Annotated in this window: 23 protein-coding genes and 2 pseudogenes; 15 read left to right on the plus strand and 10 right to left on the minus strand. The window is 60.0% G+C overall.

The window, feature by feature from the left end; all coding sequences use genetic code 11:
• Entirely contained in the window at positions 1-1,104 is a 1,104-nt protein-coding gene (locus ACM6JM_RS07665; RefSeq protein WP_414881597.1) for an extracellular solute-binding protein, read from the plus strand.
• A 47-nt stretch (positions 1,105-1,151) separates the two neighbouring features.
• Positions 1,152-2,270 (plus strand): agmatine deiminase family protein, encoded by a 1,119-nt coding sequence (locus tag ACM6JM_RS07670; protein ID WP_414881598.1) that lies wholly within the window; start codon positions 1,152-1,154, stop codon positions 2,268-2,270.
• A gap of 3 nt (positions 2,271-2,273) precedes the next feature.
• Here the strand turns inward: ACM6JM_RS07670 and ACM6JM_RS07675 are convergent, their stop codons facing one another.
• The 3 genes from ACM6JM_RS07675 to ACM6JM_RS07685 are packed head-to-tail and all read right to left on the minus strand — an operon-like array spanning position 2,274 to position 3,498.
• Positions 2,274-2,669, minus strand: coding sequence for a RidA family protein (locus tag ACM6JM_RS07675; protein ID WP_414881599.1), 396 nt, complete (start codon positions 2,667-2,669; stop codon positions 2,274-2,276).
• Between the two features lie 24 nt (positions 2,670-2,693).
• Positions 2,694-3,188, minus strand: a complete 495-nt coding sequence (locus ACM6JM_RS07680) for a PaaI family thioesterase (RefSeq protein ID WP_074690801.1) — start codon at positions 3,186-3,188, stop codon at positions 2,694-2,696.
• A gap of 55 nt (positions 3,189-3,243) precedes the next feature.
• Positions 3,244-3,498: a FecR/PupR family sigma factor regulator gene (locus ACM6JM_RS07685; RefSeq protein WP_074690802.1), complete on the minus strand. Its 255-nt coding sequence runs from the start codon at positions 3,496-3,498 to the stop codon at positions 3,244-3,246.
• A gap of 224 nt (positions 3,499-3,722) precedes the next feature.
• Between ACM6JM_RS07685 and ACM6JM_RS07690 the strand changes: the two are divergent.
• Positions 3,723-5,633: pseudogene (locus tag ACM6JM_RS07690) on the plus strand (tyrosine-protein phosphatase).
• Between the two features lie 29 nt (positions 5,634-5,662).
• Here ACM6JM_RS07690 and ACM6JM_RS07695 read toward each other — a convergent pair.
• Positions 5,663-6,631, minus strand: coding sequence for an AraC family transcriptional regulator (locus ACM6JM_RS07695; protein ID WP_414881600.1), 969 nt, complete (start codon positions 6,629-6,631; stop codon positions 5,663-5,665).
• 123 nt (positions 6,632-6,754) lie between these two features.
• A complete protein-coding gene (locus ACM6JM_RS07700) occupies positions 6,755-8,431 on the minus strand; it encodes an MFS transporter (protein WP_041475232.1) in 1,677 nt (558 codons plus the stop codon).
• Positions 8,432-8,866: 435 nt separating this feature from the next.
• On the opposite strand from ACM6JM_RS07700, the gene ACM6JM_RS07705 reads away from it, so the two are divergent.
• Complete coding sequence (locus ACM6JM_RS07705) at positions 8,867-9,109, plus strand: hypothetical protein (RefSeq protein ID WP_414881601.1); 243 nt, start codon at positions 8,867-8,869, stop codon at positions 9,107-9,109.
• 84 nt (positions 9,110-9,193) lie between these two features.
• On the opposite strand, the pseudogene ACM6JM_RS07710 reads toward ACM6JM_RS07705, so the two are convergent.
• Positions 9,194-9,325: pseudogene (locus ACM6JM_RS07710) on the minus strand (transposase); the annotation flags it as partial.
• A gap of 82 nt (positions 9,326-9,407) precedes the next feature.
• Between ACM6JM_RS07710 and ACM6JM_RS07715 the strand changes: the two are divergent.
• Positions 9,408-9,752 carry a hypothetical protein gene (locus tag ACM6JM_RS07715; RefSeq protein WP_134333794.1) on the plus strand — a complete coding sequence of 115 codons (345 nt, stop codon included), beginning with the start codon at positions 9,408-9,410 and terminating at the stop codon, positions 9,750-9,752.
• 158 nt (positions 9,753-9,910) lie between these two features.
• On the plus strand, positions 9,911-10,141 hold the full coding sequence (locus tag ACM6JM_RS07720) for a hypothetical protein (protein ID WP_039773112.1): 231 nt from the start codon (positions 9,911-9,913) through the stop codon (positions 10,139-10,141).
• 862 nt (positions 10,142-11,003) lie between these two features.
• On the opposite strand, the gene ACM6JM_RS07725 is transcribed toward ACM6JM_RS07720, so the two are convergent.
• On the minus strand, positions 11,004-11,387 hold the full coding sequence (locus tag ACM6JM_RS07725) for a DUF6124 family protein (RefSeq protein ID WP_414881602.1): 384 nt from the start codon (positions 11,385-11,387) through the stop codon (positions 11,004-11,006).
• A gap of 452 nt (positions 11,388-11,839) precedes the next feature.
• On the opposite strand from ACM6JM_RS07725, the gene ACM6JM_RS07730 reads away from it, so the two are divergent.
• The 4 genes from ACM6JM_RS07730 to ACM6JM_RS07745 all read left to right on the plus strand — a co-directional run bounded on the left by ACM6JM_RS07730 (position 11,840) and on the right by ACM6JM_RS07745 (position 15,844).
• A complete protein-coding gene (locus ACM6JM_RS07730; RefSeq protein ID WP_414881603.1) occupies positions 11,840-12,271 on the plus strand; it encodes a DNA methylase in 432 nt (143 codons plus the stop codon).
• Positions 12,268-12,999 (plus strand): DUF72 domain-containing protein, encoded by a 732-nt coding sequence (locus ACM6JM_RS07735; protein WP_414881604.1) that lies wholly within the window; start codon positions 12,268-12,270, stop codon positions 12,997-12,999. The genes ACM6JM_RS07730 and ACM6JM_RS07735 overlap by 4 nt, the downstream gene beginning before the upstream one ends.
• Positions 13,000-13,100: 101 nt before the next feature.
• Entirely contained in the window at positions 13,101-13,481 is a 381-nt protein-coding gene (locus tag ACM6JM_RS07740; protein WP_085649081.1) for a RidA family protein, read from the plus strand.
• 374 nt (positions 13,482-13,855) lie between these two features.
• The gene (locus tag ACM6JM_RS07745) at positions 13,856-15,844 is read left to right on the plus strand and encodes a peptidase U32 family protein (RefSeq protein ID WP_007955412.1); all 1,989 of its coding nucleotides are present in this window, start codon (positions 13,856-13,858) and stop codon (positions 15,842-15,844) included.
• A gap of 60 nt (positions 15,845-15,904) precedes the next feature.
• Here ACM6JM_RS07745 and ACM6JM_RS07750 read toward each other — a convergent pair whose 3' ends face one another.
• Positions 15,905-17,215 carry an MFS transporter gene (locus ACM6JM_RS07750; RefSeq protein ID WP_085611848.1) on the minus strand — a complete coding sequence of 437 codons (1,311 nt, stop codon included), beginning with the start codon at positions 17,213-17,215 and terminating at the stop codon, positions 15,905-15,907.
• A gap of 496 nt (positions 17,216-17,711) precedes the next feature.
• Between ACM6JM_RS07750 and ACM6JM_RS07755 the strand changes: the two genes are divergently transcribed.
• Entirely contained in the window at positions 17,712-18,737 is a 1,026-nt protein-coding gene (locus ACM6JM_RS07755) for a GlxA family transcriptional regulator (protein ID WP_414881605.1), read from the plus strand.
• A 21-nt stretch (positions 18,738-18,758) separates the two neighbouring features.
• Here ACM6JM_RS07755 and ACM6JM_RS07760 read toward each other — a convergent pair whose 3' ends face one another.
• Both ACM6JM_RS07760 and ACM6JM_RS07765 read right to left on the minus strand, forming a co-directional pair.
• A complete protein-coding gene (locus tag ACM6JM_RS07760) occupies positions 18,759-19,823 on the minus strand; it encodes an alpha/beta fold hydrolase (protein WP_414881606.1) in 1,065 nt (354 codons plus the stop codon).
• Between the two features lie 211 nt (positions 19,824-20,034).
• Complete coding sequence (locus ACM6JM_RS07765; protein WP_039773123.1) at positions 20,035-20,229, minus strand: PLDc N-terminal domain-containing protein; 195 nt, start codon at positions 20,227-20,229, stop codon at positions 20,035-20,037.
• A gap of 167 nt (positions 20,230-20,396) precedes the next feature.
• Here ACM6JM_RS07765 and ACM6JM_RS07770 point away from each other — a divergent pair, with 167 nt between their 5' ends.
• From ACM6JM_RS07770 to ACM6JM_RS07785, 4 genes are all read left to right on the plus strand, one after another.
• Positions 20,397-21,233 (plus strand): AraC family ligand binding domain-containing protein, encoded by an 837-nt coding sequence (locus ACM6JM_RS07770; RefSeq protein ID WP_414881607.1) that lies wholly within the window; start codon positions 20,397-20,399, stop codon positions 21,231-21,233.
• Positions 21,234-21,285: 52 nt separating this feature from the next.
• On the plus strand, positions 21,286-21,882 hold the full coding sequence (locus ACM6JM_RS07775) for a LysE family translocator (RefSeq protein ID WP_414881608.1): 597 nt from the start codon (positions 21,286-21,288) through the stop codon (positions 21,880-21,882).
• Positions 21,883-21,987: 105 nt separating this feature from the next.
• Positions 21,988-22,683, plus strand: coding sequence for a tRNA (adenine(22)-N(1))-methyltransferase (locus ACM6JM_RS07780; RefSeq protein ID WP_414881609.1), 696 nt, complete (start codon positions 21,988-21,990; stop codon positions 22,681-22,683).
• Between the two features lie 54 nt (positions 22,684-22,737).
• On the plus strand, positions 22,738-22,902 hold the full coding sequence (locus ACM6JM_RS07785) for a DUF2986 domain-containing protein (RefSeq protein ID WP_064595861.1): 165 nt from the start codon (positions 22,738-22,740) through the stop codon (positions 22,900-22,902).

A 22,902-nucleotide genomic window follows, 5' to 3' on the forward strand; every position in this document is an offset into this window, starting at 1 on the left:
ATGCCTACTTCACACAAGTGGTTGCTGGGCGCTCTGGGCCTGGCGCTGGCCGGTCTGATGCCGGCCGTGCACGCCGAAGACAAGACCCTGCGGCTGTACAACTGGGCTGACTATTTCGCTGAAGACACACTGAGCAAATTCACCGCCGAAACCGGGATCAAGGTGATCTACGACGTGATGGACGGCAGCGAAACCCTGGAAGCCAAGATGCTCTCCGGCGGCAGCGGCTACGACCTGATCTTCCCCGGCGACACCGTGGCCGAACGCCTGATGCGCGCCGGCAGCCTGTTGCCGCTGGATCCTTCGAAAATCACGGCGATGAACGACATCGAGCCGGGCCTGCAAAAGCTGCGCAGCCATTACGAGCATTCGAACAAGGCCACGGTGCCGTACACCTGGGGCACCATCGGTCTGACCTACAACGCCGAGCAGATCAAGCAGCGCATGGCCGACGCCCCGGTCAACAGCCTCGACATGCTGTTCAAACCGGAGCTGGCGGCCAAATTCGCCGATTGCGGGATTTCGATGATCGACTCGCCGGACGAAGTGCTGGCCGTGGTGCTCAACTATCTGGGCCGCGACCCGCGCAGCGCCAAGCCTGCGGATCTGGCGGCGGCCAGTGGTCTGCTGATGAAGCTGCGGCCGTACATCCGCAAGTTCCAGTCGCAACCGGTGACCGATCTGGTCAACGGCAACCTGTGCCTGTCCCTCGGCTACAGCGGCGACATGACCCAAGCCCAGCGCACCTCGGACAGCGCCGGCAAGCAGACGCGCTTCCAGTACCGCGTGCCGCGCGAGGGCACCACGGTGTGGATGGACACCATGGCCATTCCGGTGGATGCCAAACACCCGGAATACGCCTACGCCTTCATCAACTTCGTGATGCGCCCGGAGAACATGGCCGCGATCAGCAATTTCACCGGTTACCCGACCTCCAACGCCAAGGCCCGGCCCAACGTGGACGAGGCGATGCGCAACAACCCGGACATCTACCTCGACGAAGCGACCTATGCTCGTCTGATACCGGGCAAGGACATTCCCCAGGCTGACATGCGCGCCCGCATGCGCACCTGGACCAAATTCAAGACCGCCACTGCACAGTGATTTTTCCGGGCTGCCTTGGTGGCCCCTTACCCATCAGGAACGTACACATGCCGACTCGTCGCGAGTTCATCAAACAGGTTTCAGTCGCCGCCGGCGCAGGCGCTGCCGTCATGGGCCTTGGCCTGTCACCGGCGCGTTTGCTGGCGGCCAGCGAAGGTCGCTGGTTCATGCCCGACGAGGGCGACAAACACGAACGCACCTACATGGCCTTCGGCGCGCAGGACGCGATCTGGGAAGACTTCACCGAAGACGTCCAGGAAGCCCTCGGCCGGATCGCCCGCGCCATCGCCCGCTACGAACCGCTGACCATCTATTGCCGCAGCGGCGAACGCAGCCTCGCCGAAGAGATTTGCGGCACCTCCAACATCACCTACCAGATCGCCAACCTCGACGACATCTGGATGCGCGACATCAGCGCCAACTTCGTCATCGACGACAAGAATGGCCTGGGCGCGGTGGACTTCAACTTCAGCGGCTGGGGCAACAAGCAACAGCATTCGAAAGACGCGAAGATCGCCAAGCGCGTGGCGGCCGATGCGCAGGCGACCTACCAGCGCAGCGAACTGGTGGGCGAGGGCGGCGGCATCGAAGTCGACGGCGAAGGCACCGCGATCATGACCGAAAGCTGCTGGGTCAACGAAAACCGCAACCCCGGCTGGAGCAAGGCTGACGTCGAGGCGGAACTGAAAGCACGCCTCGGTCTGCGCAAGATCATCTGGCTGCCGGGCATCAAGGGCAAGGACATCACCGACGCCCACGTCGATTTCTACGCGCGCTTCGTCACGCCCGGCGTGGTGATCGCCAACCTCGACACCGACCCGCGCTCCTACGACAACAAGGTCACCCTGGCGCACCTGGAAATCCTGAAAAAGGCCACCGACGCCGACGGTCGCCCGTTACAGATCCACACCGTGTCGCCACCGCTGAAACCGCGCAAGACCAAGTTCAACAACGACAACGACGATTTCGCGGCCGGTTACATCAACTATTTCGTGATCAACGGCGCGGTGATCGCACCGGAGTTTGGCGACAAGGACGCGGACAAGAAGGCCTTCGACCTGCTGAAAAAACTCTACCCGAACCGCGACGTGGTGCAGATCAACATCGATGCCATTGCGGCCGGCGGTGGCGGGATTCACTGCGTGACCAGTCACCAGCCGGCGTAAGGCTCAGCTTCTGCGCACCGCCACGCATTTGATTTCCACCAGCAACCCCGGATGGGCCAGTTCGCTGACGCCGATGCAGGTCCAGGCGCAGAAGCCTTTGGGGAATACGCGGTTTTTCACATCGCGAAACACCGGCATGTGTTGGCTCATGTCGACGTGATAGGTGGTCATCTCCACCACATCGTTGAAGGTGCAGCCACCGGCCTTCAGCACTTCGTCGAGGTTTTCCCAGGCGCGGATGAATTGCTGCTCGGGGTCTTCGATGACTTGCAAATCAGCGGTGCGGCCCACCTGACCAGCGCAATAAAGCGTGTCGCCGACCAGAACCGCCGGGGCGTATCCGGCGCGTTCGACGATGGTTTTCATGGATTCGGGGATGATGATTTTGCGGTCGGACATCGTGTTTTCCTTCAATGACGGATTTCAGCGACCGTGCGCGGCCGCTGCCAACTGCTCGGTATCCACCCGCACGAATACCGAATCACCCACCGCCGTCAGCACTTCCCCGGCGTAGACCTCGCAGATCACCCGGGTCTTGCGCCCGACTTCACCTTCGACTTTTGCCTTCAATGTCAGCGGCAAGCCCATTGGCGTTGGTTTGATGAACTTGATGCCGAGGTTGCCGGTGACGCAGTTGATGCGCGGCAGGCTTTCGGGTTCGCGTTGCTCGGTCCGATAGTGGTAGGCCATCGCGGTCCAGTTGGAATGGCAGTCCACCAGCATCGCGATCAAACCTCCGTAGACCAGTTCCGGCCAGCCGCAGTATTTGGCCTCGGGCACATGCTCGGCCATGACGTGCACGCCGTCTTCGTGCCAGAAGCTCTTGATGTGCAAACCGTGTGGGTTGCTGCTGCCGCAGCCAAAGCAGACGCCCTCGGGGGCGGCGGTGTCTTGCAGGGAAATGTCGGGGGTGGCCATGCCGGGATCATCCTTAAACTGTAAGCCGAACCCCGCGGATTCTAACCCCGAATGCTCACCGTGAGGATTGCTCCTTTGCGGCGGGCCGGGGAGGATCGGTCAGCAGTTTTTTGCGAGTCGTCGAGTGGTTCGGCAATTGCTCACTGATGTCCCAGATTTCCAGCATTTTCGCGTATTCGAAGGCGTGGCCCGGGCTGAGTTGAATCCACTGCTCAAACGCCTGGCGTTCGTCGGGCGTGCAATCGTCCTCTTGCAGGCGCAGGCACCAGTGTGCTGCCTGGTTCAGGATTTCTTCATCTGCGTCGTTCATTGACGGTTTCCACGATGGCCGGAGAGGGCATTCTACGTTCGCCCTTGCAAAAAAAACGTCAAAACGTGTCGAAGATTTACACGGTCAGGGCAGGTAAAACGGACAGAAAGCGCAGCAAACGGACTGATCGCGCCGCTATTTACGGCCTTCTCGCAATTGTCATATTCCGTCACATTTCAATGCAGATAGTGGGCAGCCCAACCTGTTTCCAGTGAGGCTGCCCCGTGTTTCAACGTCTTGTGTGTTCGCTGTCCGTGCTGAGTCTGTCCATTGCTGCCGCCCAGGCCGCCGATCTCGATACCTCGCGTCTGGCGGGCATCGACAATTTTCGGGATATCGCAGGCACCACCACCGCCTATTCCACGGCCCATGACGGCACAATGCGCGCCGGTGTGTTCTACCGCTCCAATGCCCTGACGCCGACGGCGGCGGACCTGGCGACCCTCAACGGTCTGGGGATCAAGTCGGTGTACGACCTGCGCACGCCCAGCGAAATTGCCAGCACGCCGGACACGATGCCAAGCGGTGCGACCTACCAGAACATCGACATCATCGGCAGCACCACCTCCGGCGCGAACATCACCACCGTGTCGTTCAAAAGCGCAGCCGATGCGATTGCGATGATGCAGGAGACCAACCGCGCGTTCGTCAGCGATGCCGGCATGCGTGGTCAGTTCGGTGCGCTGTTCAATGAACTGGCCGGTGTCGACGGCGCCGCGTTGTTCCATTGCACCGCCGGCAAGGACCGCACCGGCTGGACCGCTGCCGTTCTGTTGAGCATCGCCGGCGTGGATAACGCCACGATCATGAGCAATTACCTGGCGACCAACGACTACACCGCCTAACGGGTCGCCAAGACCCTGGCGATGATGCCGCCGAGCATGGCCGCGATCTACGCGCCGCTGCTGGGTGTCGAGGCGAGTTATCTGCAAGCGGGCCTGGATCAGGTCACCGCGCAGTACGGCAGCATGGACAACTACCTTAAACAGGGGCTGGGTCTGTCCCAGGAAACCATCTATGTGCTGCGCGGCAAAATGGTCGAGTACAACAGCCTGCCCGGTCAGGCATTGCTGATCGGCAACGCCGCCGCTGGTGCGCAACTGCTGCAGGAATTGCAGAACAGCAAACTCTCGGGCACTTACAGCGCCTACAACTACTACCTGCAATCGGCCATCGACGCCGGCACCCTCGGCGGTGTCGAGTCCACGGTCGGCGGTCAGGTACACGCCGATACGGCCAGTTACCTGCTGCGTCAGAACGCAATGATCGAGCAGGCCGCCGCGCCGTTCGCCAGCGGCACCGACCTCAAGGTCGGCCAGTACCGGTTGTGGAGCACCGCGCTCGCCGGTTACCTGGGCACCGACGGTTCGGCCCATGCGCAAAGCAGCAACGAACACAGTCAGGGCCTGATGGTTGGCGTCACTCAGCGCTTCTCCGAACAATTCAGCGCGCGCGGCGGCATCGGTTACAGCAAAGGCTCGGTGGGCGGCGCAGGTGGCGAGGTCGATACCGATTTCACGTTCTTCAACCTGGGCGCCCGTTATGGTTTCACCAGCCTGGAACGTGGCCTGTTTGTCGATGCCAACATCAGCGCCGGTTACGTCGAATACGACAGCAAACGCGACCTCGGCGGCGGCCTCGGCTCGGCGAAGGGCGACACCCACGGTAATCTCAGCGGCGCGACGCTGGCGCTGGGTTATCGCATGCCGCTGAACACTGTGATTCTGGAGCCGAGCCTCGGCGTGCGGGTCAGCCGTCTGGACCTGTCGGGCTTTCAGGAGAAGGGCAGCGAATTGGCCCTTAATGTCGATGACATTCAGGAAACCCGCCGCAGCGCCGTGGCCAATCTCGACGTCTCGTTCGCCCCGATGTCGATGGGCGCGTGGCAACTGGTGCCGGGCGTGCGGGTCGGTTACGAGCATGTGCTGGGCGATCATCAGGTCGACAGCGAAGGGCACCTGCTGGGGCTGGATATCGAGCAGCGCGCGGCGTTCGACAATCGCGATCAGTTCAGCGGCGGCGTCAACCTGATGGCCAACCTCGGTGCTCTGAGCCTTGGCGCCGAAGTCGGTGCCAGCGGTGGGGGCGACAGCCACGGTTTCAGTGGCGGGCTCAAGGCCAGTTATCAGTTCTGATCAACTGAAGGAGAAGAAAAAGGATTGCCTCAGCACAATCCTTTTCGCACCTCGGCCGGGCTCACGCCGTAGGCATTCTGGAAATACTGGCTGAACCGGCCGACATTGCTGAAGCCCAATCGCAGCGCCACCTCAGTCACCGACGGCGAAACGCCCTGACGCAACGTTTCGTAAGCGCGCTCCAGCCGCACCTGCCGCTGATACCCGACAATCGACATCCCGGCAAACCGTCGAAACCCTTCCTGCAATGCGCGCAGGCTGACGTTGGCCAGCCGCGCCAGATCCGTGCCACTGACCTGAATCTCGGGATGCGCCTGAATGTAATCGATCGCCTGCCGCACATGCCTGGGCGCAATCAATGCCTCTGGACGGCGCAAGGCCTGGCTGAAATTGTGCGGCCAGGCTTCCAATACCGCGTCCACCAGCATCTCCCGCAGCCGTGACGGCATCAGCGAGCCAGCGTTCAACAGCAGATCGAATTCCGCACCGGTGGCCAGATCGATCAGCGCGCGAATGCCCTGAAACGCCGGGCTGTTCAGATCCACCCTCGGCTCGAAATGCAGCTTGTGCACGATCGGTTTGCCCAGCAGGGTCGACAGCCGTTCGGTGAGCGCCGCACGGCTGATCGACACGCCGTGCTGGGCATGATTGTCGATAAAACGCATCGAACGCAGGTCAGCCTTGTCGATGGCCAGCCCCACATCGCACAGCCCCACGGATTCATGGTTGAACACGATTTTGCCGGCGGTGGGAATGACGAAGGTGATTTCATCGAACGGCTCGGGGAAGGCGACGGTGAAATCGCCCCGGTAATGCATGCGCCGGAAACTCACGTCTTCGTACCGCCCGTAAACGCCGCCAATGATGATGTCTTTGGGCGGTGGTGGTGTGTCGCCATAACGGTTGCCGAACATTCGCGAGAACAGGGCGCCGAAGTCGTCACTGGCCATGTTGTCGGATCGCAGGATGAGGGTCTGGCGCGTCGGGCTTGAGTACACCGGGAGGGTCACCTTGGTGGTCGGGGCATCGGGGCGCGACGACGTTACCAAGGGAGAATGACGCCGATGTGACAACGCTCGATGCTGTGCGCGAACGTCACGCACAGCATCGAGCGAAGCGGGTCAGGTGTGATGGATGTCGCGATCCTTGGTTTCCGGCATGAAGAAGATCCCGAGAATCGCCGTCATCACCGCAATCACGATCGGGTACCACAAGCCGTAGTAGATATCCCCGGTGGCCGCGACCATCGCGAACGCCACGGTCGGCAGGAACCCGCCGAACCAGCCGTTGCCGATGTGGTACGGCAGCGACATCGACGTGTACCGGATGCGCGCCGGGAACAGCTCCACCAGCCATGCCGCAATCGGACCGTAAACCATAGTCACGTAGATCACCAGAACGGTCAGCAGGAGCAGCACCATCGGGTAATTGGTCTTGGCCGGATCGGCTTTTTCCGGGTAACCGGCTTCTTTCAGCGCCGCGCCGAGGCTGGCGGTGAACGCGTCGTTACGGGTCTTGAAGTCGGCGGCCGGCAGGGTCGTGCCTTCGAAGCTTTCGATGACCTTGTCGCCGATGCGCACCTGAGCCACGGTGCCCGGTTCCGCCACCACGTTTTCGTACGGGATCGCCCGTTTGGCCAGGATGGTTTTCGCCAGATCGCACGAGCTGGTGAATTTGGCCTTGCCCACCGGATCGAACTGGAACGAGCACTGGTCGGGGTTGGCGATCACTTTGACCGGGTTCTTCTCCTGGGCGACGAACACGTCGGGGTTACCGTACTGGGTCAGCGCATGGAAGATCGGGAAGTAGGTCACCGCCGCCAGAATGCACCCGGCCATGATGATGCCCTTGCGCCCGATGCGGTCGGACAGGCTGCCGAAAATCACGAAGAACGGCGTACCGATCAGCAGTGAACCGGCGATCAGCAGGTTGGCGGTCTGCGGGTCGATCTTCAGGGTTTGCAGCAGGAAAAACAGCGCGTAGAACTGCCCGGTGTACCAGACCACCGCTTGGCCGGCGGTGCCGCCGAGCAGGGCCATGATCACGATTTTCAGGTTGTCCCAACGGGCGAAGGACTCGGTCAGCGGGGCTTTCGACGACTTGCCTTCTTCCTTCATTTTCTTGAACACTGGCGACTCGTTCAGTTGCAGCCGGATGTACACCGAGACCGCCAGCAGCAGGATCGACAGCAGAAACGGAATCCGCCAGCCCCAGGCCTCGAACGCTTCGGTGCCCAGCGCGGTACGGCAGGCGAGGATCACCAGCAACGACATAAACAGGCCCAGGGTTGCGGTGGTCTGAATCCAGGAAGTGAAATAACCGCGCTTGCCCTTGGGCGCATGCTCGGCCACATAGGTTGCCGCGCCGCCGTACTCGCCGCCCAACGCCAGACCTTGCAGCAAGCGCAGGGTAATCAGAATGATCGGCGCCGCCACCCCGATGGTCGCGTAACCGGGCAGGAACCCCACAATCGCCGTCGACACACCCATGATCACAATGGTGATCAGAAACGTGTGCTTGCGCCCGATCATGTCGCCCAGTCGCCCAAACACAATCGCCCCGAACGGCCGCACCGCAAAGCCTGCGGCGAAGGCGAGCAGGGCGAAGATGAACGCCGTGGTCTCGTTCACCCCGGCAAAGAAGTGCTTGGCGATGATCGCCGCCAGAGAGCCGTAGAGGTAAAAGTCGTACCACTCGAACACCGTGCCAAGGGACGACGCAAAAATGACCTTGCGCTCCTCCCGGCTGACGCTGTGGTGCGGGGCACTGCCTGTGGACATGCTGTCGAGTACTGCCATGGGTGTTCTCCGTCGTGCTTGTTTTTGTAGGCCGGAGCACTTCATCAACGTCGCGTACCCAAGGCCTGTGGCGGATGCCGGTTCAGGTATTTCGTGGAGCGTGCACAGAATCACCGCCCCGCGCGGGAGGGCGGGGTTTCATTGAGCATAATTGGGATTGGGGGGATATCCAGTTGGGGGCGACGGGTGTGGGTCGAAATGGAGATGGATTGGTTGGTTCGGGGAGGGAATGCGTTAAATGAGTCTGCGTCCGTAGTTTTTATAGTTATTCAGAATTTGGATTGTTCTGAATAAGTATTAAAAACTGTCATTTCTATCAGGTGTCGTTGCTGCTGTTTGTGTTGATACTTCGTCTAATGGGCCGGAAAATAAATCTGTCCCTTTTTATTGTTCTTTTTATTCTTTGAATTCATTGGAAGGAAAGAGGTTTTTGATATGTGTACGGAATCTGCGGAAATTCTGGTTAAAAACTTAATTAACTTGTTGGAGAAGGTTCAATTTGATGATTCTGCTAGACGGAAAGAGCTTGGTAAACCTCCGCGAGGGATAGTAACAAATTGGGATGAATTTGAAGGTGGATTTGTTGATTATGCAATAGTTGAGAAGCTGCAAGATATGGGTATGGAGAGGCTGTGTTATGTGGCGTTGGATTTCGAGCAGGACATGGGCTACAGCTGAGGAGTCTCCCTCATTTGAAAAACCAAGAATCAAAAGGGGACAAATCAAAAGGGGACAGATTTATTTAATCGTCCCCTTTTGACGTTAAGCACTTTTCTCTGGCCGTCCTCTATCTCTTAATTCAATGCGTCTTCCGGTGATTTGTTCGATTTCATCGACGAATCTCATGTTGCCAGTCAGTTGGCCGCGCTGCAGCGCACCCCTGATGAGTTGCAAATGGCTAAGGATTGGCAGGGGAGCGAGTGAGTGTTTCTCCTTTGGTCATTGGATGTTGACTTTGTTTTTCAAGGACAAGGATATGAAAAATTCTAAGCTGCTTGGCTGCACGGCGCTTCTCTCGTTGGTTTTAACTGGTCAAAGTGTTTTTGCTGAAGATTCCGGCTGTGAGGAAGCATGGGGTAAAAGTAAAGCCAATAACACTTGTAAATTCGAGTCCAAGGACATTACGCGGAGTGGTGAGTCCTGCATATTCGAAGGTTACTGTGTTAAATCAAGTGGTACTCAGAGCATTGTTTACAATACTCGTTTGCACAACTCTCCCGGTGGTGGTGGGCCAAGTAATCCTCCCGCTGCAGTAATTCCACTTAATAGTGTGCGTGATTTGAATAATTGCAATGGTGTTCTGAAGGCGGGCTCATGCTAGAAAGTCAAAAATTGAGAGGGTCGTGGACTCAAAAAGGGACGGGTTTATTTGATTGCCCCTGTTGATGTTGATTTGTAGAGATTGAAAATAAATCTGTCCCCTTTGAAATTCCCTTTGAAATTCCTTTGAAATTAAATTAGCTAGTTGGAGTGTGCCTAATGACTGATATCGAATCCGGCGTGGAGATGATAGGCGATATGCCAGAGCAATTTGAAGCTTTGGAGGATAACGTGCACTATAGAGTTGAATTGAAAGGCGGATTGATTTGCGAAGGTGTGATTACTGCTTATTGGGATGGACAGGTTTGGTCGGCGACTATTCAATCGATTAAAGAAGGGCATCGCACTTTTCGACCTGAGGATGTTGTATCAATAACAAGTCTTGAGTGAACGACCAAAAGAATCTGAGGGGCAGATTTATTTAATCGTCCCCTTTTGACGTTAAGCACTTGTCTCTGGCTGTCCTCTCTCTCTGAATTCAATGCGTCTTCCGGTGATCTTTTCGATCTCGTCGACGAATTTCATGTTGCCAGTGAGCTGGCCGCGCTGCAGCGCACCCCTGATGAGTTGCAATTCATTGGTGGGTGTAGCCATTCCAACAAACGACTTATAGCGCTCACGCCGGGTGGCATCGTCAGGTCCTAACGCCAGGATGCAAGGATCTTTAACCAGCCAGGTGCTTTCTGAAAGTCGTTCAGTTTAGAGCGGGGCGACGCTGAAGCAGGCAGGATGTTCCAGAGGATGTATCCGGCTGAACTGAGGAGATGAACTAATGAGTTGGCGTCTAGTGTTTTTATAGCTGTTCAGAATTTAGGTTGTTCTAAATAAATATTAAAGACTGTCATTTCTATCAGGTGCGGTGGCGGATGTTTGTGTTGATACTTTTGGTGGGTTGGGTCGGGAAGTAATCTATCCCCTTTTTATTTATTTGTTGAATGGAGTTTTTAATATGGCTGAAGTGCTTAGTTTTAAATATTTAAATGTTCCTTTGGGCGTTTCGACGGAGCAGGTCGTCGAGAGGGCTCGGCGACGTTTTGGCGTGTCTACATTAGACGTAGTTAGGAACGGCGGAGAAGGAGAAGTTGAGGTTCGCTATATTCCTGCGACAAGCAGGATGCAGAAGGACGTTTCGCTTCTCACTCCTTTATCTACACTTGAGTGGGAGAATAATTAATAAGTCAAAAGGGGCAGATTTATTTAATCGTCCCCTTTTGATTTGTGTGGTAGCGAAGATAAGTTTCGGCGGTGCGGTTTACTCCGTCGGCACGACATTATCCAACACCTGATTCACCGCCAATTCCGCCAGCATCACGATCTGTGCGATGCCTTGTGCGGTTTTGCGGTGGGGGCCTTCGAGGGCGTCGACGAGGTTGTTGAGCATGACGTTGGCCGAGCCCAGGGTTTCGCAGGCGTCGGCGAGCAGGGATTCGGTGTTGCTGGCCGGGTTGGCCTGGTAGAGGCGGTTGGGAACGTAGGGCGTGGCCATGATGTAGGGGGCGGGCGGGCCGAGGTAGTAGTTGAGGGCGCGTTCGGCGGCTTCGTTGAATTTTTTGGAGTCAGGGCATTCGTAGGGGGATGTTGGATTGGTGATGCTGGCCGGTGCGGTAACCGGGGGATTTGGAGAAGGTTTGATCATTTTCAGGTTCCGAAATGATGCTGAAACCGCTTCTCTGCTAAAAGAAGGGTGGCAGCTGGACGCAGGTTAGCAGACCGGGGAACCTAAGGAAGCCGGCGCGCCGAAGCGCCCTGCGTACAGCCGCCATCAAATGCAGGCATGGAACCTGATTGATAGTGCGCGTACGACCTTAGGTTGACCACGGGCTGCTAAACCCGATCACTGCAAATCAGTGACCCGATCCAAGTTACCGGCCGACCCCAAGGCGCACAAGCCGGCGGATTCTGGCGTAGCGGTAGGCTCTGGCGCAAGGATTTGTAGGCATTCGGAAGCATTCCGACATGTCTTTAAACGGCGTGATTCAAACCTGTTTATCAATCATCGCCCGACGAGGAGAAACCTGACGCGTTAAGCCTCAAAACCATTCGTCGCCAGCCCCGCACTCATCACGCCGCCCCTCGCTCAAAAACTGCATGACCAAAACCATCAACGCCGAAGACTTGCACATCGACCTGCATCCGCTGAACGAATCAGCGCTGTTCAAATGGCTGCTCGCCAGTTTCCTGATGGGCAAACGAATCCAGGCCGAGATTGCCGCCGAAGCCTATCGAGTGATCGTTGAACAGCACCAGCGCGACACCCCGCGCAAACTCGCCCACTGCACTCACCGCGAACTGGTGCGGATGCTCGGCCAGGCGCATTACGTGCGCTACGACGAAACCACCGCCGAGCGGCTGCTCGCGCTGGCTGCCAAACTGAATGAAGAATATGCCGGGCGGGTAATGAACATGGTCGAGGCAAGCGCCGACCGCCAGGACTTCGAAAAGCGTTTGCAAGCCTTCGAAGGGATCGGCCCGAAAACCGTGGAAATCTTCATGCGTGAAGCAGGCAAGGTGCTGTTTTGAGTGTGCCGTCGATCTTCATCGGTTGCGCCGGCTGGAGTCTGCCCCGGCAGCACTGGCCGGCCTTTCCGGAGCAGGGCACTCATCTGCAACGTTATGCCGCGCTGCTCAATGGCGTGGAAATCAACAGCTCCTTCTACCGTCCGCACAAACTGCAAACCTATGCCCGTTGGGCCGAGTCGGTGGCGGACGGATTTCGCTTCTGCGTGAAGATACCGAAATCGATCAGCCATGAGCGGCGTCTGTGGGACTGCGAACATGAGCTCGACGCCTTTCTCGAGCAGTGCTCGGGACTGGGTGATCGCCTGGGTTGCCTGCTGCTGCAGTTGCCACCGTCGCTGGTGTTTGACGAAGCGGTTGCCGAGGCGTTTTTTATCGGCTTGCGCCAGCGCTATTCCGGGGCCGTGGTGCTGGAGCCGCGCCACGAATCCTGGGCCGCCGCCGAACTGCTGTTGATGGCGTATCGCATCGCGCAAGCGGTGGTCGATCCCTCGCGAATCAGCACCGACACGGCTCCGTGCGGCTGGCCGGGCGTGCGCTACTGGCGGCTGCACGGTTCGCCACGGATTTATCACAGCGCCTATGATTCGGCGTATCTGGAAAGGCTCGCCGGCGATTTGCAGGTGGCGGCTGTCGACGGCGTCGACACCTGGTGCATTTTCGACAACACCGCCAGCGGCGCGGCACTCGGCAATGCGCTGGAACTGCGGCGGATACTGGCGCAGGGCTGACACACCGCGTCGGGACTTCCAACCGCCGACCGGGTCTGTAAACTGGCCGCCCGAAACGGCGCGCGATGGCGCCGTCCTCACTGCCAGCGAAGGACTTTCCCATGGCCAACCAAGACATCACCTACACCCCGGACCCGGATGCAGACTCGATCTCTTCGGACGTGACCGAATTCAACGGCATCCTGATGTCGACCCAGATTCCGACCCGTGCCGACGGCAGCCTGGAACTGGGCGACATCATCGCGCAAAGCGAATGCACGTTGCAGGCGCTGAAAGTGGCGCTGGAAAAGGCCGGCAGCTCCATGGATCGCGTGCTGCACCTGACTATCTACCTGACCGACATGGCTGATCGCGCTGCGTTCAACGAGGTGTACAAGCGCTACTTCGCCAAGCCATGGCCGGTGCGTGCGGCGGTTGGCGTGGCGGCGCTGGCGGTTGAGGGGATGAAGGTGGAAGTGACTGCGATGGCTGCCAAGGCTTGACCCCGTAATGATCGTTCCCACGTCGAGGCGTCGAACCGTCCGCGTGGGAATGCCTCAAGGGACGCTCCGCGTTCCAGCTCTGGAAGGGACGCGGAGCGTCCCGGGCTGCATTCCCACGCAGAGCGTGGGAACGATCTGTGACGCCGGGCGTGGGAATGCCTCAACGGACGCTCCGCGTTCGGCTCTGGAAGGGACGCGGAGCGTCCCGGGACTGCATTCCCACGCAGAGCGTGGGAACGATCAGTGACGGACCGCGTGGGAGCGATCTGATCGTGACGGGTTGAAAACAGCCACCCGGCAGCACAGGCGTGCCGCCCACGCGTTTCGCGGCTACAATGCGCGCCTCGACCGTGACAGCCTGACTAAAAAAACATATGTCCTTGCCCAAACATCACCTGGAACTGCTCAGCCCCGCCCGTGACGTGGCCATCGCCCGCGAGGCCATCCTGCATGGCGCCGACGCGGTGTACATCGGCGGCCCGAGCTTCGGGGCGCGCCACAACGCGTGCAACGAGGTGAGCGAAATCGCCGAACTGGTGGAATTTGCCCGTCGCTATCACGCGCGCATCTTCACCACCATCAACACCATCCTGCACGACAACGAACTGGAGCCGGCGCGCAAGCTGATCCATCAGTTGTACGACGCCGGCGTCGATGCGCTGATCGTCCAGGACCTGGGCGTGATGGAGCTGGACATTCCACCCATCGAGCTGCACGCCAGCACCCAGACCGACATCCGCACCCTTGAGCGGGCCAAGTTCCTCGATCAGGCCGGTTTCTCGCAACTGGTACTGGCCCGTGAACTGAACCTCAAGGAAATTCGCGCAATCGCCGATGAAACCGATGCCGCCATCGAGTTCTTCATTCACGGCGCGTTGTGCGTGGCGTTTTCCGGTCAGTGCAACATTTCCCACGCGCAGACCGGGCGCAGTGCCAACCGGGGCGACTGCTCCCAGGCCTGCCGTCTGCCGTACACCCTCAAAGACGAAAAGGGCGGCGTGATCGCCTACGAAAAACACCTGCTGTCGATGAAGGACAACAACCAGAGCGCCAACATCCGCGCGCTGGTCGAGGCCGGTGTGCGTTCGTTCAAGATCGAAGGTCGCTACAAGGACATGGGCTATGTGAAGAACATCACCGCCTATTACCGCCAGCGCCTCGACGACGTGCTCAACGATCGTCCGGACCTGGCCCGCGCCTCCAGCGGCCGCACCGCGCATTTCTTCATGCCGGACCCGGAAAAGACCTTCCACCGTGGCAGCACCGACTACTTCGTCAGCGAACGCAAGATCGACATCGGCGCGTTCGATTCGCCGACCTTCACCGGTCTGGCGGTGGGCACGGTCGAGAAAGTCGGCAAGCGTGACATGCAGGTCATCACCCACGAGCCGCTGTCCAACGGCGACGGTCTCAACGTGCTGGTCAAGCGCGAAGTGGTGGGTTTCCGCGCCAACATCGCCGAAGCCAAGGGCGAGTTCGAGGAAGAAGGCGAGAAGCGCTACCGCTACCGCGTCGAGCCGAACGAAATGCCGGAAGGCCTGTACAAGCTGCGCCCGAACCACCCGCTGAACCGCAACCTCGACCACAACTGGCAGCAGGCCTTGCTCAAGACTTCTGCCGAGCGTCGGATCGGCGTGAGCTGGCTGGCGAAGCTGCGTGAAGAGCGTCTGGAACTGACCGTGACCAGCGAAGAGGGCATCAGCGCCAGCGTCGCGCTGGAAGGCCCGTTCGGCGTCGCCAACAAACCGGAACAGGCGCTGGACACCTTGCATGACCTGCTCGGCCAGCTCGGCACCACCGAGTACCACGCGACCTCGATCAAACTGGATGCGCCGCAAGCGTTCTTCATCCCGAACTCGCAGCTCAAGTCGTTGCGCCGTGAAGTGATCGAAGCGCTGACCGCCGCCCGCGTTGCCGCCCACCCGCGCGGTTCGCGCAAGGCCGAGACCACGCCACCGCCGGTGTATCCGGAGGCGCATCTGTCGTTCCTGGCCAACGTCTACAACCAGAAGGCTCGCGACTTCTACCACCGTCACGGCGTGAAGCTGATCGACGCCGCGTACGAGGCTCACGAAGAGGCGGGCGAAGTGCCGGTGATGATCACCAAGCACTGCCTGCGGTTCTCCTTCAACCTGTGCCCGAAACAGGCCAAAGGCGTGACCGGTGTGAAAACCAAGGTCGCGCCGATGCAGCTGATTCACGGCGATGAAGTGCTGACCCTGAAGTTCGACTGCAAACCGTGCGAGATGCATGTGATCGGCAAGATGAAGGGCCACATCCTGAATCTGCCGCAGCCGGGCAGTGTGGTGGGGCATATCAGCCCTGAGGATCTGATGAAAACGATCCCGCGCGCGCCGCACTGATGAGCAGGCAATAAAAAACCGGTGACGAAAGTCACCGGTTTTTTTATGCCCGCCAGAAACTCAACTGGCTTCGTAGCGCGATCCTGTCTGCGGCGCCGCTTCGCCACTCAACGCATCGACCATCGGCGGATGCTCCTGCGCCGCCTGACGCAGATCCTCGGTCACTCGCAGCTCGGCGCCAGTTGGCGAGAAGGTCGCTGCCGCCGCAAACGGCGCCGGGTTGGCCGGCACCGGACGTTTGCCACGACGCCAGAAGAAGAACGTCACCATGCTCAGATTGACCAGCGCAAAGGCCCAGAACAGGCCGGTTTCGCCATGGGCATTCATCGCCGGGGAGATCAGTAGCGGGCTCATCGCCGAGCCCAGCGAATTGATCAGCAGCATGCCTTGAATCATCGGCACCAACGTTTCGACCGGTGCACGGTCGGCAGCGTGGCTGACGGCCACCGGGTACAGCGCGAACACGCCGCCGCCCAGCAGGAACAGCATCGCCGCGAGCATGGCCGAGGACAGCGGCACCAGCACGATCACCAGCGACAGCACGGTGCACGCGGCGCACAGTACGGTGAGCACTTGCAGGCGATCCTTGCGGTCGGACCAGCGTCCGACCGGGTATTGCAGCAGCATTGCGCCGAGGATCGTCCAGGCCATCATGCTGCCGACTTCGCCGACATTCAGGCCGATGCGTTGCAGGTACAGCGGCAGCAGGGTGTAGATCGCCGCGATGGTCACGCCGGAGCCGAAGCAGCCGACCAGCCCGGTGGGCGACACGCCGAGCAGCGCCCGAGGCTTGAGCGGTTCGACCTGTTCCAGCAGCGGCGAAACCCGCGGCAGGATCACGATCGGCAGCACCGACAAGGTCGCGAGCATGCCGGCGACCATGAACGGCGCCGTGTCGCCCAGCCCGGTGATTTTCCCCAAAAACGCCTGACCCAGCACGCCGGCGCCGTAGAGAACGATCATGTACAACGCGAGCAGACGGCCGCGAATCTTCGCGTCACCGGCCAGCAGCAGCCAGCTCTCGATCACCAGAAACACACCGACCGTGGCCCAGCCGTTGATCAGTCGCAGCACGACCCAGCCCCAGGTGTCATAAAACAGCCCTTGCAGCAGGATGGTCGCGGCGATCAGCGAGGCGAAGCTGCTGTAGGCGCGGATGTGGCCGATGCGCAGGATCAACCGGTCGTTGAAGATCGCGCCCAGCGTCAGGCCGATGAAATAGGCCGAGGACACGATGCCGATCATCGTCGCCGATTCGCCGGCCGCGCCCAGACGCAGGGTGGTCAAAGAAGACAGAAAGCCGTTGCCCAGGGCAACAATGAATAGCCCGAGCAGGGGCGCCAGCGCCATGGCCAGCAAACGCGGTGTCATAAAAACCTCAAGTGATCGAACAGCGGAACGTGCGCCTCTGCGCATGCGAGTGCCAAGCCGAAGTGTGTTGAAGACAAACGACCGCCGAACGGGCAGGACGATTGAGCCTGGCGCACTTCGTGAAAGTGGCCGGCTGTTCAAACCTGAGGGTTGTCATGGCTGCGGGCAGGCGCCGGTCGGGCGACTGCGAGAGGAGGCGCGATTTTAAGCCTTGTGTGGCGTTTGCCAAGGTGCCGGGCCTGCGACGTTGGGACGCAGGCTCGCTCGTTTCAGCACTGATCGCGCTGATCGTTCCCACGCTCTGCGTGGGAATGCAGCCCGGGACGCTCCGCGTCCCTCCCAACGCCGGACGCAGAGCGTCCATGGAGGCATTCCTACGCAGAGCGTGGGAACGATCAAGGTCAATGGTGTGGGAACGATCTCTGGATGGGTGCTTGCGTCGTTCGCGAGTAATTTGCTGCGACGCCGGTTAGCATGGCGCCATAACAACGAAACGATGGACCCCACCTTGATCGAACGACGCCAATTCAGCGGTGGCATGAAGGGCAAGAACCTTCGCTACCTGAACGAGCCCGCCAGCGGGCCGGGACGCATGACCCGCACCGGGTTTGTGCTGCTGGAGCATTTTTCCCTGCCGGCCTTCACCCAGGCGCTGGACACCCTGGTCACCGCCAATCTGCTGCGCCCCGGTCTGTTTTCCACGCGCACCTTTGGCTTGAGCGACGGTGAAGTGATCAGCGACCTGGGGCTGGTGATCCGCCCGGACGCGCGCCTGGAAACCAGCGTGTTGCAGGAGCTGGATCTGCTGGTGATCTGCGGCGGTTACCGCACGGAATTGAAGGCTAGCGACGAGTTTATCAACCTGCTGAAAATGGCCGCCGAGGCCGGCGTGATCCTGGCCGGGTTGTGGAACGGCGCGTGGTTCCTGGGTCGGGCAGGGGTGCTGGAAGGTTATCGCTGTGCGATTCACCCGGAGCATCGGCCGGCGCTGGCGGAAATTTCCAAGGCGACTCAGGTCAGCAGCGAACCCTATGTGATCGACCGCGACCGGTTGACCGCGTCCAGTCCCTCCGGCGCGTTCCACATGGCGCTGGACTGGATCAAGGGCCTGCACGACAAGGCGCTGGTCGAAGGCATCGAAGACATTCTGGCGTTCGAGGAATCGCGTTACCGGCGGATCAAACCGACCGAGAACATCTGCGTCAGCGCGCCGTTGCGTGAGGTGGTGAAGCTGATGGACGCCAACCTCGAAGAACCGTTGGAGCTGGAGCAACTGGCGGTGTATGCCGGTCGCTCCCGACGTCAGCTGGAACGGCTGTTCAAGGAACAACTGGGCACCACACCGCAGCGTTATTACATGGAACTGCGCATCACTGAGGCTCGGCGCCTGTTGCAACACACCGAGCTGTCCCAAGTGGACGTGCTGGTGGCCTGCGGATTCGTTTCGCCGAGTCATTTCAGCAAGTGCTACAGCGCCTATTTCGGTTATCGGCCGTCCAAAGAAAAACGGCTCGTCAAATGACGAGCCGTTTGGCGTGCGGCTTCAGAGGTGATCGGCGTCAATGATCGCCTGAGCGAAGGCTTTCGGGTCTTCCTGCGGCAGGTTGTGACCGATGCCACCGTTGATCAGGCGGAACTGGTATTTGCCGGTGAAGCGTTTGGCGTAGTCCTCGGGCGCCGGGTGCGGGGCGCCGTTGGCATCGCCTTCCAGGGTGATGGTCGGCACGCTGATCGACGGTGCGGTGGCGAGTTTCTGTTCCAGCGCATCGTACTGGCTTTCACCCTGCACCAGGCCCAGACGCCAGCGGTAGTTGAATACGGTGATCGCGACGTGATCCGGGTTCTGCAACGCCTTGGCGCTGCGGTCGAAGGTGGCATCGTCGAACGCCCACTTCGGTGACGCCAGTTGCCAGATCAGCTTGGCGAAATCATGGGTGTTCTTGGTGTAACCCGCCTCACCACGGTCTGTGGCGAAGTAGAACTGATACCACCATTGCAGCTCGGCCTTGGGCGGCAGCGGATTCTTGCCGGCGGCCTGATTGCCGATCAGGTAACCGCTGACCGACACCAGTGCCTTGACCCGCTCCGGCCACAGCGCCGAAACGATGTCCGCCGAACGCGCGCCCCAGTCGTAGCCGCCGAGCACGGCTTGCTTGATCTTCAGGGCGTCCATGAAATCGATCACGTCACTGGCCAGCGCCGCCGGTTGACCGTTGCGCACGGTCTTGTCGGACAGGAAGTGCGTGTCGCCATAACCCCGCGCATACGGCATCAACACCCGATAACCCTTGGCCGCCAGCAGCGGCGCGACGTCGTCGTAGCTGTGAATGTCATACGGCCAGCCGTGCAGCAGAATCACCACCGGGCCATTGGCCGGGCCGGTTTCGGCGTAGGCCACGTCCAGCAGGCCAGCCTTCACGTGTTTCAGCGGGCCGAAGGGCAGATCGGCCTTGACGCTGGCGGCTGCGGTCTTGACCGGCTCCGGTGCTGAAGTTTGCGCTTGAGCGAAGGCGCCGAACTGCAACAGCGCTGTGGCGAGCATCGACAAGCCCAACAGGCGACGACGGTTTTTCCCGGTAGTGACGGTGGCGTGTGGTGCGTGCTTCATGGCAAGTCTCCTTATGATCGGCGAGGGCCGGGTTCTGGCTGAACCCTTCGAATCTGGAGCCCATTAAAGACTGGCCACGTATCTGCGCTGTTTCCGTTTTCATCAGCTGATGCGCGGGCATGTATCCGGGAGGCGTTCGTACACACTGCGATACAAACCAGCGGCCAACAAAAAGCCCCGAATGTTCGGGGCTCCTGCTTGCCTTGAGTTTTCAGGCCTGAGTAACCTGCTTTGGCCCGGCCAGCGCCCAGGCGATCAGCCCGAACAGCGGCACAAACACGATCAATACGATCCAGACGCCTTTGTTGCTGGCTTTCCCCTCACTCTTGCGCACCCGGTTGATCGCCCACAATTCGATGAGCAAAAGCACGACGGCCAGTACGATCCACGTGGTTTCAATTTGCATGAGCTACCTCCTGATGGTCTTTGACTTAGGCGGGCCGTGACACTCAGGGTTCATTAAATTTGCTGAATGGCCTGCCTGGCTCGCGTGCACAAATGTTCTAAACCCATCGGCAAAGTCGCGGTAACGTAGACGTCCTTGACGAACAACCACTGCCTTCGGAGCCTTGCGTGGACAAACGCAACTGGATCGACTTGTCTCAGGATGCCGACACCGGGATCGAGTCGATTCGTGCCCATTTCCAGGGCCATGCCTACGATCCGCACTGGCATGACAGCTTTCTGGTGGGCGTCACCGAGCAGGGCGTGCAGCAGTTTCATTGCCGGCGCGTGCGCCATCTGAGTACGCCGGGCAAGATTTTCATGCTGGAACCGGGTGAGATCCACGACGGGCATGCGCCGACGGAGGAGGGTTTCACCTATTCCATGCTTTACCTCGACCCGCACTGGCTGGAGCGTGAATTGCGCGTGCTGTTCGAGCATGCGCCGGACAACAGCCAGCTCGGGTTCACCGATACCCTGAGCCAGGATTCGCGCCTGTCCACGGCCATCAATCAGGCCTTCAACGCCTTGCATCAAGGCGACTTGCGCATCGTGCGCCAGACCGCCATCGACACCTTGCTCGGTTCGCTGACGTCCCACCTCGACTGGCGCAAGCGCCAGCCGTTCGATCCGCGCCTGCCACGGGTGGCCCAGGTGGCGCGGGACTATCTGCATGCGCATGCCTTCGAAGACATCGGGCTGGACGACCTGGCCCAGGCCTGCGGGGTCGATCGCTTTCGTCTGACCCGTGCGTTCAAGGCCGCTTTCGGGCTGGCGCCCCATGCCTATCTGATCCAACTGCGCCTGGCCCGCGCCCGACAGTTGCTGGCGCGCGGCGAAACACCCGCCACCGTCGCCAGCGCCCTCGGTTTCGCCGATCAAAGCCATCTCGGGCGCTGGTTTCGCCGTGCCTATCACCTGACGCCGGCGGACTACCGCAAGCGCTGCTCAAACCTTCCAGACTGACCCCCCGCGCAACCGCGACCATGGCCTCCTGTTCTGATTCGGGAGTCCTGTCATGGAATCGTTGCTGCCCTTTCTGCTGTTTTCCTTCGTCGCCTCGATCACCCCGGGGCCGACCAATATTCTGGTGATGAGCCACAGCTCGCGACGCGGCATGACGGCCACGCTGCCAATCATCTTCGGCGCATGTGTGTCGGCGGCGCTGGTGGTGTTGGTGGTCGGACTCGGCGTGGGGGAAACCTTGCTGCGCTATCCCCGTGTCCAGCAGGCGATGGCCTGGGCTGGGGTGTTGTGGCTGAGCTGGCTGGCGTGGCAGATCTTTCGCAGCACGCCGCCGTCGCTGGACTCGGCGACAGCGGCTGATGACGGCTTCAACGTGTTCGGCGCCGCCGGCCTGCAATTGATCAATCCCAAGGTATGGATGATGGCCGTGGCGGTGGTGAGCGTGTTTGGCGGCAACGGCGAAGAGAGTGCGCGGATGGTGCTGTTGTCGGCGGTTTTTCTAATGGTCTGCCTGCCGTGCATGACGGCGTGGGCGCTGCTGGGCGTGGGCAGCGCGCGGTTCTTTGGCTCGCCACGAGCGTTTCGGCGAATGAATGCCGGGCTGGCGGTTTTGTTGTTGCTGTCGGCTTGGTTGGCGGTGTTGGTCTAGGCATCGCGGTTGGTCACATAAATTTGAAATGCCCGCCGTTGCCCCCCAGAATCGCGCCCCGATCCGGCCACTGGTGCCGGGCGTTCAGAGTGAAAGGGGTTGCGGTTGAACGAACAGACATTGTCCCTGCGCCTGGAGCGTGTGGCGGCGCATGTGCCCGCCGGTGCGCGGCTGGCCGATATCGGCTCGGATCACGGCTACCTGCCGGTGGCCCTGATGCGCCGTGGCGCGATCACGGCGGCGGTGGCGGGTGAGATGGCCGAGACGCCGTTCCGTTCGGCGCAACGCACCGTGCGCGAAAACGATCTTGAGCAGCAGATCACCGTACGTCTGGCCAATGGTTTGATGGCCGTCGAACCGGAAGACGGGATCACGGCAATTACCGTGTGCGGCATGGGCGGTGAAACCATCCGCGACATCCTCGAAGCCGGCAAGACGCGCCTGAGCGGCCGCGAACGCCTGATCCTGCAACCCAACGGCGGCGAGCAACCGCTGCGCCAATGGCTGATGGACAACGACTATCGAATCCTCTGTGAGGAAATCCTTCGGGAGAACCGCTTCGACTACGAAATCATCGTGGCCGAGCGGGGCGGGCTGGTTTCCTATACCGCCGAGGAACTGTACTTCGGGCCGCTGCAGTTGCAGGCGCGCAGTCCGGCGTTTGTCACCAAGTGGCAGCACCGGCTGCGGCACAAGCAGCAGACGCTGGCTCACTTTGGACGGGCTCGGCATGCCGTTTGTGAACACAAGGTGCAGGAGCTGACGCAGCAGGTGCGCTGGATTACTGACGTGCTGGGGTGAAGCAGGCCCAACGCTGATATCATCCAACAACTTTCAAGCAGGCCAAAAAACACCATGAACCGTCAGAAAAAACTGCAACAGCTCTTCAAGGAAAAATCCAGAAAGGCCAACGCCAAACTGGCGCCCAAGAGCAACAAGCCGAAGTACATCAGCAAGGCGGATCGCCTGAAGCTCGAGGCGCAAGCGGCTCCAGAGTCGATTGAAACCCCTGAGGCCTGA

Origin of the sequence: Pseudomonas sp. IT-P2 (genome assembly GCF_949767575.1) — a bacterium.
Taxonomy (GTDB): domain Bacteria; phylum Pseudomonadota; class Gammaproteobacteria; order Pseudomonadales; family Pseudomonadaceae; genus Aquipseudomonas; species Aquipseudomonas pharyngis.

Bases quoted from the DNA above. Each gene is read 5' to 3' on its own strand.
- ACM6JM_RS07665 (WP_414881597.1), top strand. From the start codon at position 1: ATGCCTACTTCACACAAGTGGTTGCTGGGCGCTCTGGGCCTGGCGCTG.
- ACM6JM_RS07725 (WP_414881602.1), bottom strand. From the start codon at position 11,387: ATGATCAAACCTTCTCCAAATCCCCCGGTTACCGCACCGGCCAGCATC.
- ACM6JM_RS07720 (WP_039773112.1), top strand. From the start codon at position 9,911: ATGACTGATATCGAATCCGGCGTGGAGATGATAGGCGATATGCCAGAG.
- ACM6JM_RS07765 (WP_039773123.1), bottom strand. From the start codon at position 20,229: ATGCAAATTGAAACCACGTGGATCGTACTGGCCGTCGTGCTTTTGCTC.
- ACM6JM_RS07680 (WP_074690801.1), bottom strand. From the start codon at position 3,188: ATGGCCACCCCCGACATTTCCCTGCAAGACACCGCCGCCCCCGAGGGC.
- ACM6JM_RS07700 (WP_041475232.1), bottom strand. From the start codon at position 8,431: ATGGCAGTACTCGACAGCATGTCCACAGGCAGTGCCCCGCACCACAGC.
- ACM6JM_RS07715 (WP_134333794.1), top strand. From the start codon at position 9,408: ATGAAAAATTCTAAGCTGCTTGGCTGCACGGCGCTTCTCTCGTTGGTT.
- ACM6JM_RS07760 (WP_414881606.1), bottom strand. From the start codon at position 19,823: ATGAAGCACGCACCACACGCCACCGTCACTACCGGGAAAAACCGTCGT.
- ACM6JM_RS07705 (WP_414881601.1), top strand. From the start codon at position 8,867: ATGTGTACGGAATCTGCGGAAATTCTGGTTAAAAACTTAATTAACTTG.
- ACM6JM_RS07785 (WP_064595861.1), top strand. From the start codon at position 22,738: ATGAACCGTCAGAAAAAACTGCAACAGCTCTTCAAGGAAAAATCCAGA.
- ACM6JM_RS07730 (WP_414881603.1), top strand. From the start codon at position 11,840: ATGACCAAAACCATCAACGCCGAAGACTTGCACATCGACCTGCATCCG.
- ACM6JM_RS07740 (WP_085649081.1), top strand. From the start codon at position 13,101: ATGGCCAACCAAGACATCACCTACACCCCGGACCCGGATGCAGACTCG.
- ACM6JM_RS07775 (WP_414881608.1), top strand. From the start codon at position 21,286: ATGGAATCGTTGCTGCCCTTTCTGCTGTTTTCCTTCGTCGCCTCGATC.
- ACM6JM_RS07750 (WP_085611848.1), bottom strand. From the start codon at position 17,215: ATGACACCGCGTTTGCTGGCCATGGCGCTGGCGCCCCTGCTCGGGCTA.
- ACM6JM_RS07675 (WP_414881599.1), bottom strand. From the start codon at position 2,669: ATGTCCGACCGCAAAATCATCATCCCCGAATCCATGAAAACCATCGTC.
- ACM6JM_RS07755 (WP_414881605.1), top strand. From the start codon at position 17,712: ATGGACCCCACCTTGATCGAACGACGCCAATTCAGCGGTGGCATGAAG.
- ACM6JM_RS07745 (WP_007955412.1), top strand. From the start codon at position 13,856: ATGTCCTTGCCCAAACATCACCTGGAACTGCTCAGCCCCGCCCGTGAC.
- ACM6JM_RS07670 (WP_414881598.1), top strand. From the start codon at position 1,152: ATGCCGACTCGTCGCGAGTTCATCAAACAGGTTTCAGTCGCCGCCGGC.
- ACM6JM_RS07685 (WP_074690802.1), bottom strand. From the start codon at position 3,498: ATGAACGACGCAGATGAAGAAATCCTGAACCAGGCAGCACACTGGTGC.